At 62.2% G+C, this 13,096-nt stretch carries 16 protein-coding genes; 7 read left to right on the top strand and 9 right to left on the bottom strand.

Annotated elements, in window-relative coordinates; genetic code table 11:
* Window positions 1-37: 37 nt before the first annotated feature.
* The 3 genes from AC6I97_RS03560 (at window position 38) to AC6I97_RS03570 (ending at window position 2,544) form a co-directional block, all read left to right on the top strand.
* Window positions 38-1,096 (top strand): NAD(P)-dependent alcohol dehydrogenase, encoded by a 1,059-nt coding sequence (locus tag AC6I97_RS03560; protein ID WP_497944083.1) that lies wholly within the window; start codon window positions 38-40, stop codon window positions 1,094-1,096.
* 153 nt (window positions 1,097-1,249) lie between these two features.
* Complete coding sequence (locus tag AC6I97_RS03565) at window positions 1,250-2,155, top strand: SDR family oxidoreductase (RefSeq protein WP_497944084.1); 906 nt, start codon at window positions 1,250-1,252, stop codon at window positions 2,153-2,155.
* 146 nt (window positions 2,156-2,301) lie between these two features.
* Window positions 2,302-2,544 (top strand): DUF6458 family protein, encoded by a 243-nt coding sequence (locus AC6I97_RS03570; RefSeq protein WP_224093076.1) that lies wholly within the window; start codon window positions 2,302-2,304, stop codon window positions 2,542-2,544.
* A 90-nt stretch (window positions 2,545-2,634) separates the two neighbouring features.
* On the opposite strand, the gene AC6I97_RS03575 is transcribed toward AC6I97_RS03570, so the two are convergent.
* A complete protein-coding gene (locus AC6I97_RS03575) occupies window positions 2,635-3,246 on the bottom strand; it encodes a VOC family protein (RefSeq protein ID WP_497944085.1) in 612 nt (203 codons plus the stop codon).
* A 57-nt stretch (window positions 3,247-3,303) separates the two neighbouring features.
* On the opposite strand from AC6I97_RS03575, the gene AC6I97_RS03580 reads away from it, so the two are divergent.
* Entirely contained in the window at window positions 3,304-3,588 is a 285-nt protein-coding gene (locus AC6I97_RS03580; protein WP_497944086.1) for a hypothetical protein, read from the top strand.
* Window positions 3,589-3,609: 21 nt separating this feature from the next.
* Here AC6I97_RS03580 and AC6I97_RS03585 read toward each other — a convergent pair whose 3' ends face one another.
* Both AC6I97_RS03585 and AC6I97_RS03590 read right to left on the bottom strand, forming a co-directional pair.
* A complete protein-coding gene (locus AC6I97_RS03585) occupies window positions 3,610-3,852 on the bottom strand; it encodes a hypothetical protein (protein ID WP_497944087.1) in 243 nt (80 codons plus the stop codon).
* A gap of 109 nt (window positions 3,853-3,961) precedes the next feature.
* Entirely contained in the window at window positions 3,962-4,555 is a 594-nt protein-coding gene (locus tag AC6I97_RS03590) for a histidine phosphatase family protein (RefSeq protein WP_497944088.1), read from the bottom strand.
* Between the two features lie 315 nt (window positions 4,556-4,870).
* Here AC6I97_RS03590 and AC6I97_RS03595 point away from each other — a divergent pair, with 315 nt between their 5' ends.
* Window positions 4,871-6,235 carry a serine/threonine-protein kinase gene (locus AC6I97_RS03595; RefSeq protein ID WP_497944089.1) on the top strand — a complete coding sequence of 455 codons (1,365 nt, stop codon included), beginning with the start codon at window positions 4,871-4,873 and terminating at the stop codon, window positions 6,233-6,235.
* 72 nt (window positions 6,236-6,307) lie between these two features.
* Here the strand turns inward: AC6I97_RS03595 and AC6I97_RS03600 are convergent, their stop codons facing one another.
* Window positions 6,308-7,528, bottom strand: a complete 1,221-nt coding sequence (locus AC6I97_RS03600) for a GAF domain-containing sensor histidine kinase (RefSeq protein WP_497944090.1) — start codon at window positions 7,526-7,528, stop codon at window positions 6,308-6,310.
* A gap of 132 nt (window positions 7,529-7,660) precedes the next feature.
* Between AC6I97_RS03600 and AC6I97_RS03605 the strand changes: the two genes are divergently transcribed.
* Window positions 7,661-9,058 (top strand): MFS transporter, encoded by a 1,398-nt coding sequence (locus AC6I97_RS03605; RefSeq protein ID WP_497944091.1) that lies wholly within the window; start codon window positions 7,661-7,663, stop codon window positions 9,056-9,058.
* Between the two features lie 9 nt (window positions 9,059-9,067).
* Here the strand turns inward: AC6I97_RS03605 and AC6I97_RS03610 are convergent, their stop codons facing one another.
* Window positions 9,068-10,315 carry an FAD-dependent oxidoreductase gene (locus AC6I97_RS03610; RefSeq protein WP_497944092.1) on the bottom strand — a complete coding sequence of 416 codons (1,248 nt, stop codon included), beginning with the start codon at window positions 10,313-10,315 and terminating at the stop codon, window positions 9,068-9,070.
* Window positions 10,316-10,423: 108 nt separating this feature from the next.
* On the opposite strand from AC6I97_RS03610, the gene AC6I97_RS03615 reads away from it, so the two are divergent.
* Entirely contained in the window at window positions 10,424-10,897 is a 474-nt protein-coding gene (locus AC6I97_RS03615; RefSeq protein WP_497944093.1) for a MarR family transcriptional regulator, read from the top strand.
* Between the two features lie 52 nt (window positions 10,898-10,949).
* On the opposite strand, the gene AC6I97_RS03620 is transcribed toward AC6I97_RS03615, so the two are convergent.
* The 4 genes from AC6I97_RS03620 to AC6I97_RS03635 form a co-directional block, all read right to left on the bottom strand.
* Window positions 10,950-11,654, bottom strand: coding sequence for an RES domain-containing protein (locus tag AC6I97_RS03620; RefSeq protein WP_497944094.1), 705 nt, complete (start codon window positions 11,652-11,654; stop codon window positions 10,950-10,952).
* A gap of 2 nt (window positions 11,655-11,656) precedes the next feature.
* Complete coding sequence (locus AC6I97_RS03625) at window positions 11,657-12,049, bottom strand: hypothetical protein (RefSeq protein ID WP_497944095.1); 393 nt, start codon at window positions 12,047-12,049, stop codon at window positions 11,657-11,659.
* A gap of 107 nt (window positions 12,050-12,156) precedes the next feature.
* Window positions 12,157-12,657 (bottom strand): methyltransferase family protein, encoded by a 501-nt coding sequence (locus AC6I97_RS03630; RefSeq protein ID WP_224093098.1) that lies wholly within the window; start codon window positions 12,655-12,657, stop codon window positions 12,157-12,159.
* Between the two features lie 39 nt (window positions 12,658-12,696).
* Entirely contained in the window at window positions 12,697-12,981 is a 285-nt protein-coding gene (locus tag AC6I97_RS03635) for a hypothetical protein (protein WP_224093099.1), read from the bottom strand.
* Between the last annotated feature and the right edge of the window lie 115 nt (window positions 12,982-13,096).

Consider the following 13,096-nt stretch of genomic DNA (forward strand, 5'->3'; position numbering starts at 1 on the left):
CGTACGAAAAGTAGCTGAACTCCTGAAAGGAACGGCCATGACCGCTGGTCAGCAAACCAAGGAAGCGTCTGCGTCCAATGTGGCGCCCACCACGGAAGTCACCATGCGGGCGGTCGTCCAGGATGCCTACGGCTCCGCCGACGTCCTTCGCTTGGCCCGAATCCCCAGGCCGGAGATAGCGGACAATGAGGTGCTGGTCCGGGTCCACGCTTCAGGGCTGGACCGCGGGACCTGGCACATCATGACAGGGAAGCCTTACGCCCTGCGTCTGGCCTTTGGGTTCCGGCGCCCCAAGAATCCCGTACCCGGGCTCGACCTCGCCGGGATCATTGAAGCCGTGGGGCCTGGGGTAACCCGTTTCGCGGTCGGGGATCACGTTTTCGGCGTGGGGAAGGGCTCCTTCGCTGAGTATGCCGTCGCGGGGGAGGGTCACCTCGCCCTCAAGCCGGCAAACATCAGCTTCGAGCAAGCCGCAGTGGTCCCCGTTTCAGCCTGCACCGCGCTTCAGGCTCTACGTGCAGGTGGGATGGATGTCGGGACGCCGGCAGGGCAAACCTCGAAGGGGCTCAAAGTGCTGATCACTGGCGCCTCTGGCGGGGTTGGCGGCTACGCAGTGCAACTTGCCAAAGCCGCAGGAGCTGAAGTTACCGCGGTCTGCAGCGGCGGCAAGGCGGACCACGTGTTGTCCCTCGGCGCCGACCGCGTCATCGATTACATCAAACAGGATTTCGCGGACGGCTCTGAGCACTATGACGTCATCATCGATCTCGCCGGAAACCCCAACCTGAAGCGTCTTCGCCGGGCGCTCACCCACAGCGGGACGGCGGTCCTTACTGGAGGTGAAGAAGGTGGGCCGCTAACGGGTGGCATGGACAGGCAGTTCCGCGCACTGGCACTGTCCCCCTTCATCAGCCAAAAGCTGACCATGATCGTTGGTACTGAGCGTTCGGAAGACCTTGAGCACCTCGCCGGTCTCCTCCAAGCCGGAACCATCGTCCCGGCTATCGACCTGAGCTATCCCCTTGACCACGTTCCGGAAGCCATGCGTTACTTCGACGCCGGCAAAACACGCGGGAAGATCGCCATCACCATTTGACCGGATGGTCACCAAAGGGCTTGATCGGGGAGGGGTCAAACGCACGACGGCGGCAGGTCGCCGTCGTGCGTTTGCGTGAAGTCTGGAATCAGCGCCGCGAGGCATGCTACGACTGTTCCTGGGAGCGAACCCGGCGAGTCCAAGGAGCAAATCATGGCTGAAGAAAAGCCTGTCCTCGTGGTCGGTGCCACCGGCTACCTTGGCAGTCAGGTAGTTGATGCACTTCTCAAGCGCGGCAAAAGCGTCAGGGCGCTGGTCCGGGCAAAATCCGACGCCGGCAAGCTCGAAGCCAAAGGTGTCGAGGTAGTCCGTGGCGACATGCTTGACGTGGCGTCGTTGATCCATGCAATGACTGGTGTGGCCGGAGTTATTTCCACTGCTGCCGGGTATACACGGAACGACAAGAACGCAAATGCGATCGACACCTTTGGCCAGAGCAACCTGGCGGTGGCGGCCAAACAAACAGGTGTCCCGAGGTTTGTCCTCATCAGCATCCTCACCTGTGATCTGACACCCCAGGTGCCGCACTTTTGGCACAAGAAACAAGCCGAGGATACGTTCGAACAGCTGGGCGTGCCGTTCGTTGCGCTGCGTCCGGGCGCCTTCTTTGACCAGGCCGCCGGGATGGGCGGCGACCCTCTGGCGAAAGGCCGCGTCATGTGGATCGGTTCCAAGGACACCCCACTGACCTTCGTCCTCACCAGCGACCTCGCTGGATACCTTGCCGATGCCGTGGATGCGGAGATAACCGATGGCGAACGCATCGACATCGGCTGGACCCGGCCCGTCAGCATGTCCGAGGCGGTGGATCTCCTGTCCAGGCACGGCGGGCCCGACGGCAAGGACGTCAAAATCATGGCCGTTCCAACGCCTGTGCTCAAGGGCCTGGGCAAAGTCACTGAACGCTTTGTACCGCTGATAAGCGACATGGCCAGCATGTCCGCCTGGTTCGAGACGGGCCGATATGTGGCCAACACGAGCCGGCAAGCCGAAGTTTTTGGTCCGCCGCCCACTCCGGAGGACGCCGTCGCCCGGTGTGCTGCAGGTTTCGGGCACTGATCCGCAGCCCACGTCGGGGCGGCCGGGAGGGGAACAATGGCGGGCACAATCTATCGCATGCCGCAAATTGCGAAGTATGCTTACGATATCGACGCAGTTCCGTGATCACCCGTTTGCGGGCCGGTCGGAAGTGAGAGGAGCACGACATGAGAATAGGTTCTTCCATAGCACTGATCGCCATTGGAGCGATTCTGGCCTTTGCGCTTGCCCCCGGACTCATCCCCTTCGTGGACCAGGTCCTGATCGGCTACATCCTGATGGCTGTAGGCGTATTGGGCCTGATCATTTCCATCATCATGGCAAGCCGCACCCGGCGTACGGACCATATCGTGGAGCGTCGCGATGCTCCCGAAACCATCATCGACAGGCGTCCGCGACCCGAGGTTTAGCTCCTTCCAAGGCAGGCAAAAACGCACGACGGCGGGTGGTCGCCGTCGTGCGTTTTCTTGCCTGCAATCCGGGCGAAAAGCTCGTACTCCTCAGCCCAGCGGTGATTTCCAGGTGAAGCCGTCCGGGTCGGTGAAGGTGCCTGCATCGCCGCTGATGAGGAGGCGATGTGACCCGGTGCCGTCAGGTGATACCCCGGCGGTCTTAGCCAGCGCGCTGCGTTTATTGAGCGTCAGCTTGATGGTGCCGGTATCAAACTCGACGTACCGGTTTCCGAAACTCTTGGCCAAGGTGAGGCCCCGCTCGAGATAGAACTGCTTGCTGGCAGCCACATCCGCGACTCCGAGTTGGAGCACCATCGCATCAATGTGCATATTGGCCGGACCGCTGTCCTTCTTGGACGAGGAGGCGACTGTCCAGATGGTGCCGTCCGGAGCCTGGAGGACTCCGCCGTACCCCCACAGCGATTTGGCGGCCGGCTTGATGACCATCGCGCCGGCGTCGCGGGCGTTGTCCATAAGGCTGTTTACGCTGGCCGGCTGGGAGAGCACAAGCGACATCGTAAATCCACGAAAGCCCGTGGTCGGCGCCTCGGATGGACGCACATGAACCCTGCCGCCCATGCTGAAAACGTCAGCGTAGAAGGCCTCCACCTGCTGTGTGGTGGGAGCGACCTCGATAACTAGAGATTCGATGGCTGCCATGCAGTCATCCTAGTGAACAAACAGCGGTCACGGCTGAACACCACGTAGGCTGCTGGCATGGAGAAGTCATTCGATGTGGAACTCGTAAATCAGGATGAATACTTGGTGCGCTGGGAATCCGAAGGGCAGGCCGGGGAGTCCGTCTTCCGGATCACCCCTGAGTTCCTGACCGAGGCCGGGCTGGACGGCCAGGATGGGCAGATTATCACTGAAGAGACGGCCAACTTTCTGGCCGGGCACCAACCCGTGATCGACTTTCCCCAAACGGTGGATCTGGAAGAGATTGCCGCGGCCTACCCCGACTTCGTACAGCAACTGCGAAGCCGGCTTGAGGCCCGTTGACCCAACCCGGCGCCGGTGTGCTCAGCATTGGAACTGGACGTCAAAATCTTCCGGCTTCCGGCCGCTTGAGGCAGTTGCGGCGTCGAGCACAGTTTGTGCCGCCTCTTCCAGTCGGGAAACGTGGAGCACCAGCCCCGGTATTTGAATGACGCGAAGTTCAAACCAGCCGTCGGTGGCCAGAGTTACCCTTGCCGTCAGCGTGATTGCGTTGGCCCGGCAAGCTTCAGTGGTCACGAGTCGGGAGCCAACAAGTGTGAGAGCCAAGCTGACCTCCAGGGAACCGGAGCTAATGGCGCCAACTGCTTGACCCTCTTGAGCATACAGAAACTGGCATGCGCAATGTCAATAAGATTCGGTGAATTTCGCGGTTGTGTCAGCTGTCCACGTCAGCCGTCAGCAGCTCGCCGTTGAAGTACTCCAGCTTCCAGCCATCCGAGGCATGGTGATGGGCGAGGTTCAGCACGGCATTGTGGACGCTCTCAAGCGTGCGTCCAATCGCCCGGCTGAGCGTCAGCCGGATCAGGGTGCCGTGGGTTACCACCAGGACGCGCTGTCCTGAGAATTCCTGTGCCAGCTGTTCCAGGGCGTCAATGCCACGGCTGGCTGCATCGTCATCACTCTCGCCGCCGCGGAAACCGCCAGGGACCCGAAGTGCTTCGAGCTCCGGGCCGGCTTGCAGGCCTTCGGCCGGTCCAAAGCTTCGCTCAATAAGCTCCGGAACCCGCCGGGCGACAGTAAGGCCCAGGCCCTCGGCGATCAGATCAGCGGTTTCTGCGGCACGGCTCAAGGGCGAGGAAACGATCGCGTCCCACTGGTAATTGGACAAAGTGGCGACGGCTTCACGTGCCTGTTCGCGGCCGACGTCGTTCAGTGGAATGTCGGTGGCCCCCTGCAACCGGCGCTCCGCGTTCCAGTCGGTCTGGCCATGGCGGACGAGGGCGAAGGTAGTAAGGGTCATGCCTTCCATTGTGCCTTCCGGCCGCCCGGGCCGCAGTTCCGTGCGTCACGTAAGGAAAACGTCCGACGCGAGGTCGCGTTTCCCTTCCGGGTCAATACTAAGTATCCTGATGACTTATCTGGTGAATTCCGGATGATGCTGTTTGACGCAGGACTGCTCAAGCCGTAGCGGTTTCGCCGAACAGGGCGGCCGCGCGGCTCTCGTGAAAGTTTGATCGGCGGCGTTGCCTGGTAGCAGCGGACACTGTTAGGGTCCGATGCACGCAGGTGGGCCTGAAGGGCGTGACAATTCGTGGGCAACAAAGACGAGGCCGTGGAGTTCCACGTGACCGATTCCAGTGCGACTGCTATCGATGGCCGCTATCTGCTGGGACCTGTTTTGGGCCGGGGAGCCATGTCCACGGTGTACCGGGCCACGGATTTGCTCCTTGGCCGGGACGTGGCAATCAAGATCTTCCTTCCTGGCTCCGGCGACGACTCGTTCAGGGCCCGCCAGGAAACCGAGATGCGGCTGCTTGCTGCCTTTGACCATCCAGGCTTGGTGGCAGCCTTCGATGCGGGCGTGGATACCCGGAACGAGGAAGAACGCGCCTACCTTGTCATGGAACTCGCAGAGGGTCGTGACCTGAAAGCCGTATTGTCCGATGGGCCTCTGACGCATGCCGAAACAACCCGCATCGGCGTGCGACTGGCTGGCGCCCTTGCCCAGGTGCATGCCCAGGGCGTCATTCACCGCGACATCAAGCCGGCGAATATCGTCGTCTCCGAGGGGGCAGATGGAGCCGAATCTGTGAAGCTGGCAGATTTCGGAGTCGCCCTGGTCATGGACGATAACCGCCTCACCGCAACGGGCTTCACCGTCGGCACCGCCCAATACCTCAGCCCGGAGCAGGCACAAGGGTTGCACCTGACGCCTGCCAGCGACATCTACTCTTTGGGCTTGGTCCTCCTGGAGTGCCTCACTGGCAAGACCGAATACCCTGGAACGCCGGTAGAGACGGCCTCGGCACGCCTTCACCGGGCACCTGAGATCCCGGAAGACCTACCCAATGGACTGCGCGGACTCCTTCAGGCAATGACCGACATGGATCCCGGACGACGCCCTACGGCGGGCGACGTTGAAGAAGTCCTGGCCGGCCGACGTCGAAAGCTGCCGCCTGTGGCAACGGCAACCCTGCCGGTAGTTCCAGCGGCGCCTGCCATTCCAGCGAAGCCGGCTTTGCCGTCGCGGCCGCCGCAGGTGGTTACCTCAAGCCCCGGGCCCGCTGCTTCAGCCGCGGGAAGGCGTGTTTCCGCTACGGGTCCGAGGGCTTTTGGCAAGAAGGCCAAGGTGCTCGCCGGGCTGCTTGCGGCTGCCCTCGCCGTTCCGGTCGCTATGGCGTTGCTCTTCAATGGCGTCTTTTCATCGGCACCTTCAGCCGAACCGACGCGGCAGACCGATCCCGGTGTCTCCGTCATTGAGTCCGAACCCAGCGGGCCGGCGACTCCCCTGGAAACGGCGCCAGCGGTGGCGCCTGCAGTCGAGGTGGTGGATGTGCAGGATCAGCAGCCCGTTCCGGCGCCCGCCGTTCAAGCCACCGTGCCCGCCCAGGATGGAACAGCCACCGATCCCCAGGATCTCGCGGACGCCAAGAGCGGCGGAAAGAGCGAGACCAAGCCTGAAAAAGGTAAGGGGAACGGCCGCGGCTAATGCCTGAGGCCGGAAACGCACGACGGCGGCAGGTCGACGTCGAGCGTTTTCTTGCCTTGCGTGCCGCTATGGTCAGGCCGGAAAGCTCACTGCCACCGTGGTTCCGCCGCCGGCAGTTTCCGAGAGGGTGAGTTCACCGCCATGGGCCTTGGCGATGCTGCTGCAGGTGGCCAGTCCCAGGCCGGAGCCAGGCCCGTCGCCTTGGCGGCGCAGGCGCACCAACGGTTCCAGGACTTTGGCCCGATCCTCCGCGTTGATGCCCTTACCGTTGTCGGCCACGAAAATGGTGGCGCCGTGGTAATTGGAGACTCCGCTGATCCGGACACGCAGGTCCCTTTCGGGGCTGCGGTAGTTCATGGCGTTGGACAGCAGGTTCTGCAGCAAAGTGCGCAGTTGGCCCTTGTCTGCCTGGAGGTTCAGGTCCTGCACTTCAAGGATGTCGTCCTCGATGCCGAGGTCCCTGGCCACCTCGCCCGCTGCCTCTTTAAGTGAGACCTGTTGCGGCTGGATGCCGCCGCCCACCCTGGAGTAGCTCAGGACGTCTTCCAGCATCCCCAGCATCCGGCGGCCACTTGCCCCGATGCGGCTCAGGTATTTGGCTGCCGCGCTGTCCGTTTGGACGTCCGGATCGTCCTCCACCAACTCCACGTAACCCAGGATTGTGGTGAGCGGAATCCGGAGGTCGTGGCTGACGCGGCCCGCGAAACCAGCCAGCTTTGCGTTGCTCTCCCTCAACTCTGCATACGTGCGGTCCAGTTGGATTGTGCGGTGCTGCAGCTCCAACAGCTCCACCACTTGCTTGGCCAGGACTTCCAGCATGCCGACTTGCTCGGGCCGGATCTCTTTGGGCTTGTCAGAAAAGACGCACAAGGTGCCTGGAACGAATCCTGACTCGGTTTGCAACGGAACCGAAGCGTAGAACCGCACCCGGCCCAATTCACCGGTCACGAACGGGTTGTCAGCGGACCGCGGATCCAGCGAAGCGTCAGGGATAACGGTGATCTCGCGGGAGAGGAACACCTTGGCACACATGGAATCTTCGCGAGAGCACATGCCCGGTTCCACACCCCAGGCGCCAACTTGGTATTGGTATTCGGCGCTAATGATGTTGACTACCCCGAAAGGGGCGCCGCAAAGCTCAGTGGCAAGGCGCACGAGGTTCTGGAGGGCACTCATCACGGCGGCGTTGGGAAGCAGGGTGGAATCTTCTCCGGGGTCCAGTCCGTACTCCCGCAACTCCAGATCCCGGCTAACGTCGTCGGTGAAGGCGAGCTGGCCTTTTGCACCTTTCATCAAGAATTTCCCCCAGGCTTCTTTAGGATTCCCTGCCGATCCTACCCGGAGGTTGGCCGGGTTGGATTGTCACAAGGTTTGCGTTGGCGCCAGCCCTTATCTGCGGCAATTGCTGTCAGTACACTGGAACGCATGACCGAGCAGGAACCGGCTGGGGTTACTGAAGTTATCGACCTCTCCCTGCGCACTCCGGCACAGCGATCCCGGACCTTCATGGGGATCCTCGTGAACACCGCCCTGGCAAATATCACCACAAGCTATCTCTGGTTCGCCCTGACATTCTGGGTTTATCTCGAAACCCGCAACGTGATTGCGACGGGGGTCGTCGGGGGTGCCTACATGCTGCTGATTGCACTCTCCAGCATCAGCTTCGGCACGTTCGTGGACAGGTATCGGAAGCTTGCCGTGATGCGCTTCGCTGCCGGGTTCACCCTGGTGATGTTCGTGCTGTCAGGAGTGCTGTTTCTCCTCACCCCCACAAGCCTTCTGCTGGACTTGGCACAGCCATGGTTCTGGATTTTCACGCTGATTATCCTCGTGGGTGCCGTCGTGGAGAACTTGCGCAACATTGCCCTCTCCACCACCGTCACCATCCTCATTGAGCCTGATCGCCGGGCCAATGCAAATGGAATGGTGGGGATGGTGCAGGGTCTCATGTTCATTGTCACCTCCGTCCTCTCCGGACTGTCGGTGGGCTTGTTGGGCATGGGCTGGACCATTGTGGCCTCCCTGGTTTTTACCGCGCTGGCGTTCGCGCACCTGCTCACGTTGCGCATGCCCGAAGAGGTGCAAGCGGCAGCCACTGACGCACATGGCGGTTTCGACTTCCGCGGCTCGCTTGCCGCTGTGCTGGCTATCTCCGGGTTGTTCGCACTGATCGTGTTCTCCACGTTCAACAACTTCGTGGGCGGCGTTTACATGGCGTTGATGGATCCGTACGGATTGGAAATGTTCTCCGTTGAGATGTGGGGAACGTTCTTCGCCGTGGGTTCCACCGGCTTCCTCGTGGGTGGCGCGCTGGTAGGAAAGTTTGGGCTCGGCTCCAACCCCTTGCGAACCATGCTGATCGTTGTCGCCGTCATGGGATTCCTTGGTGCAGTGTTCACCCTGCGTGAATGGGCATGGCTGTACGTGGCTGGCATCTGGCTGTATTTGACCTTGGTTCCCATCGTGGAAGCGGCCGAGCAGACGGTTATCCAGCAGGTGGTTCCCCTGAACCGGCAAGGCAGGGTATTCGGATTCGCCATGGCGTTCGAGTCCGCCGCAGCGCCCATCACCGCTTTCCTCATTGCCCCGCTTGCCCAGTTCTGGATCATTCCGTACGCCCGCTCCGCAGAGGGTGCCGCCCAGCTCGAACCACTATTGGGTCAGGGCACGTCCCGCGGGATCGCCCTCGTGTTCCTGATTGCCGGATTCATTCTCATTGTCGCGGCACTGATCGCATTCCTGACGCCCGTTTACCGGAGGGTCTCGGCGTCCTATATGGAGAAGGCAGCGGCCGGGGGAGCTGGCACAACTCCTTCCGGGTGAGTGAGGTGGTCATCTGTCGGCAAACCCGGGGACCGCATCCCAGTCGATGTGATGGCCGTACAGCCACTCGAAGTTGTCCGCCGCCTTCCGGGCAAGTCCCCGGAAGATGGCACGCATGGCCAGGTCCTGGAGTACGCGGGTGAACTGGTTCCTGACCTTGGGTTCGGAATTCCGGCGGCCCCAGGCAACCACTGTCTCCGCACGGGGGCGGCGCACCGCCTCGTAGGCCGCAAACCGGGCAGTGAGGCTGGCTTCTTTGTCGTCGCCCGTGGCCCCCCGAAGGGCGCGGCCCAGCGTGACGGCGTCCTCGATCGCCATCGATGCGCCCTGCCCGGAGGAAGGGGACGCAGCATGGGCGGCATCGCCCACCAGGACCATCCTGCCGCGGTGCCAGCGGGGGACGCTGGGAAAATCGAACGTGGAATACGGCTTGATGATGTCTTCCGTGGCACGAATCAGGGCGGCCATCGGTGTCCGGTCTGCCTTTACCAAGCTTGTTAACCAAGCCCGGAGATCCTCCTGGCCGAGCAAAGATGGATCAGCACTGGAACGCTGCAAAGGATTTGCGAACCACCAGATCCTGCCGTCGGGGCTGGGCATGAAGCAGTAGAAGCAGCGCTTGCCGAACACCATCTTCATGCGCCCCGGGGACACGCCCAGGTCCTCCTCCTTGAGCGCCAAAGTGGCGGTGTCGGCAGGAATGATGCCGCCCGTGTTGAGCAGCGGGATGGTGCGCGGTGCGGGCGAGCCGGGGTCGATCAGGGGCCGCACCGCCGAGCGCAGCCCGTCGGCCCCAACCAGCAGGTCGCCGTTGGCGGAGGTGCCGTCGTCGAAAACGGCCGTGACACCGTCGGGCCGTTCCTCGACGGCTGCCAAGCGCCTGCCGTGCTCGATCCGGATCCCACGGCGGAGTGCTTCCTCCCGCAAGAGGGTGTACAGCTCCGAGCGGGTCATGGTCCGGGCCGTGGTGCCATCCGGGAGCGTGCCGCCGAAATCGAAATCGATCAGGTGGCGACCCGTGCTGCCCAGGTACATGGACATGAGTGGGGTGCTGAAGCCCAGTTGCGCGGCTTGCTCCTTCAGACCCAGTGTGCCCAAGGCATCGAAACCGTTGACGGCGAGGGTGAGGAAGGCGCCGACTCCGTCAGAAGGTCCATTGTGCGCTTCAAAAACGGTGGCGGAGTGGCCGGCTTTCTGGAGTGAGAGGGCCGTAGAAAGGCCGGCTACACCCGATCCGATGACAACACAGTTCAGCACGGGAGCTCCTTCTTTGGATTTATTTCGTTCGGTTAAAAGAAATATAATGGGCTAGCCCTGCCCGGTCAATCGTTTCGGACAAGCGAAAGACTTTGCTAGCCTCGGAGCATGACGAATCAGGGGCAACGCGAAGCTCTGTTGGAAGCTGTTTATGAGTCGGGCCGGGAGCTGTCCACTGCCGCGATCATGTTCCACACCGCGCTGTCTGAACTGCGCGGCCTTTCGGCGACGGAGGGCAAGGCCATCGATATCCTGCTGCGCCACGGACCAATGACCGCGGGTGAGTTCGGGGAACATTCAGGGCTCGCCCCTGCATCGGTCACGGGACTCATGCAGCGACTCGAAAGCAAAGGCGTGGCCCGGCGGGTCAAGCATGGCGAGGACAAGCGGAAGGTCCTGATCGAGCTCGTAGGTGACCAGGTTGCTGCCGCGGCGCCCTATTTCACCGATTTCATGGCCGGGATGGCCGCGCTGCTGGAAGGCTACAGCGACGACGAACTCCGGATCATCGCCGACTATTCAAGCAAGGCTGCCCGCGTCCAGCAGGAGGCGGCCGTTCGGCTGAGCCAGGGAGCTGGTTGAGGCGGCTGTATTGCGGGTTGTCAACTTTTCGATCCGACAGCAGCCAAGACCGCTACTCGTCCCGCCATTTGAGCCGGAGGATTTCGAAAGCTTCCTGGATGGCCGCAGACTCGTGAGGCAGCTGAACGTTTTGGGCGCCGGTGAGTTTCGGGCTGACTGCCCCATTATCTGGCCGTTCGAACATCGCCCATAGTTGAAGGTCGTCGCCGTGGCGGGAACTGAAGGTGACACCGTCCACTGCCGTGGATTCGTAAAGCCACGCTGCTATTGCCTGGGTCAGCTGTCTGGGGCGCGCGTCTTTCAGCGCCGCTGCGTCGAAATCAGCCAAGCCAAGGCTCAGTGCCATGCCGATGAAGTGCGGATACAGCGCGCTAACACTCTTTGATGCCGTGACGGCGCAGTATTTGCCGGACAGCTCGGCACGTGCTGCCGCCCGGCTGTCGAGCCATTCGCGCGGCACTTCGCCAGGGCGGACTGAGGGATGAAGGATGTTATCTTCGTCGTCTTCCTCGATCTCGTCCAGTTCCGCAGTGAGCCGGGCGTCCGCGCGGAAGCCCGCCAGCACTTCGAGGAGGCATGCCTTCAGACTGGAGCCGGCATAGACAGTGCGGAAGTTGCCGTGCAGATCATCCCACCGCCCGGGAAACCTGCCGTCCGTGGCCCATTCCCACCCACTCCATGCCCAGGGCTCCGGATGGAATCCAATACGCCACACTGTTCCTGCTGCAGGGAGTAGGGTCAGTTCGTCCTGGGTCACCGTCAGCCCGCTGCCGCGAACGCCCGGGCAGCGGCAAGGACCGCTTGTGCAGCCTCGTCCACGTGGCCTTCACGAAGCAGCCGTGCAGGAGGGACGTCATCCAGTTGGGGGTTCATGCCTTGGAACCAGGCCTGCACCACGACCCTGGAATCCCGTTCGGCCAACAGTGCTGCCACGTGATAGGCATGCCGCAGCCGGGTCATGACCTCGGCGGATGGCTTCCGGTCGCCGTCGGCCCACTGGCGTACGGCGCGGGTTTCCTTCACCGATCCGATGTAGGCAACGAGTTTAGCGCCGAGGATGTCCCTGAGGTCGCGGACCAACTCGGCCTCAGGCAGCCTGACGGAATCTTGATGCGCTTTCAGCCCTCCACGGGCTCCTGCGACTGCTGTCATAGGGTCATACTTTCATAGATCGCAGGCCTGATCAACGGCTGAATCACGCCCTCGATCACATGTGCTAGAGCGGTCCCGGCGGACGCTTAGGCTTCATCCCCGGTCCGTTATCCCCGCCAAGGCGTCAGCCGCGGCCACCACCCCGGAACGTTGCGCCGGTACTCGAGGTACTGCTCACCGTACGTGTCAGTGAGGGTCGGTTCCTCGTAACCCTTCACGAAAGTGACGACGGCGATGAGGGCTATCGCAGCATAGATCACGAGCCACCAACTGCCGAAGAGCAGCGCCTGGCCGAGGATGATTGTGAGCACCGCAAGGTACATGGGATTGCGCACGAATCGATAAACCCCGGTGACAACCAGCCTTCGGGTGGGCGCAACCGGCGCGGGCGTTCCCTGGTGAAGGGCGAACAGCGCGAAGGCGTGAAGCAGGAAAGCTACCCCCAGGGTGATCGCGATCCAGGCGACCGGCACCACCAGCCACGTGCCGCCGTCCCAGTCGTAAAGCCGCCATCCGGAGATGAGCCAGGGGATGAGACCCGCCACGATGCCAGGCGCGAGGAACAGGAAGACGATGGTCCCGATCCATGCGCGCGCTGACTGAGCCATGTCAGTCAGGTTAGTCCTCGGCTTGAGGGCTGACGTAGCTCACGCCGCCAGCCCGGCCCCCGCCAACGCCGGAACAGCATCAACCCGAACAGGCAACTCGTGAAGCATCGCGTAACCCTGCAGTTGTTCAAGCGCATCCGGTTCGATCAAGGCACCAGTAAGGTCCATCTCGACGTCCCTGCCGTCGGCCAGGCTGTTGGTGCGTTGAACGATTGGATACAGCGCGTGGAGATTGGAGGTGGTCACATGACCTGTTGCTGCGATCTGGATCTGTGCTCCGTCAAGGTCGACTCGAACAACTACAGAGAGCTTCTCGCTGGTCAATATGCTGCCTTTCATCCGTTCGCTGCCACGCTGCAGCCACCCCAGCGTAGGCAGCAAATGTGATCTGCGCAACATTACGGTCCGTCGGCGCGGCACCATGAGAGCCCGTCGGGAA

Source organism: Arthrobacter sp. TmtSoilC48 (assembly GCF_059739425.1).

What these genes read in the sequence shown, in the direction of transcription:
- AC6I97_RS03560 (WP_497944083.1), top strand. Translation starts at nt 38, where the DNA reads ATGACCGCTGGTCAGCAAACCAAGGAAGCGTCTGCGTCCAATGTGGCG.
- AC6I97_RS03570 (WP_224093076.1), top strand. Translation starts at nt 2,302, where the DNA reads ATGAGAATAGGTTCTTCCATAGCACTGATCGCCATTGGAGCGATTCTG.
- AC6I97_RS03625 (WP_497944095.1), bottom strand. Translation starts at nt 12,049, where the DNA reads ATGACAGCAGTCGCAGGAGCCCGTGGAGGGCTGAAAGCGCATCAAGAT.
- AC6I97_RS03605 (WP_497944091.1), top strand. Translation starts at nt 7,661, where the DNA reads ATGACCGAGCAGGAACCGGCTGGGGTTACTGAAGTTATCGACCTCTCC.
- AC6I97_RS03600 (WP_497944090.1), bottom strand. Translation starts at nt 7,528, where the DNA reads ATGAAAGGTGCAAAAGGCCAGCTCGCCTTCACCGACGACGTTAGCCGG.
- AC6I97_RS03615 (WP_497944093.1), top strand. Translation starts at nt 10,424, where the DNA reads ATGACGAATCAGGGGCAACGCGAAGCTCTGTTGGAAGCTGTTTATGAG.
- AC6I97_RS03565 (WP_497944084.1), top strand. Translation starts at nt 1,250, where the DNA reads ATGGCTGAAGAAAAGCCTGTCCTCGTGGTCGGTGCCACCGGCTACCTT.
- AC6I97_RS03580 (WP_497944086.1), top strand. Translation starts at nt 3,304, where the DNA reads ATGGAGAAGTCATTCGATGTGGAACTCGTAAATCAGGATGAATACTTG.
- AC6I97_RS03575 (WP_497944085.1), bottom strand. Translation starts at nt 3,246, where the DNA reads ATGGCAGCCATCGAATCTCTAGTTATCGAGGTCGCTCCCACCACACAG.
- AC6I97_RS03630 (WP_224093098.1), bottom strand. Translation starts at nt 12,657, where the DNA reads ATGGCTCAGTCAGCGCGCGCATGGATCGGGACCATCGTCTTCCTGTTC.
- AC6I97_RS03590 (WP_497944088.1), bottom strand. Translation starts at nt 4,555, where the DNA reads ATGGAAGGCATGACCCTTACTACCTTCGCCCTCGTCCGCCATGGCCAG.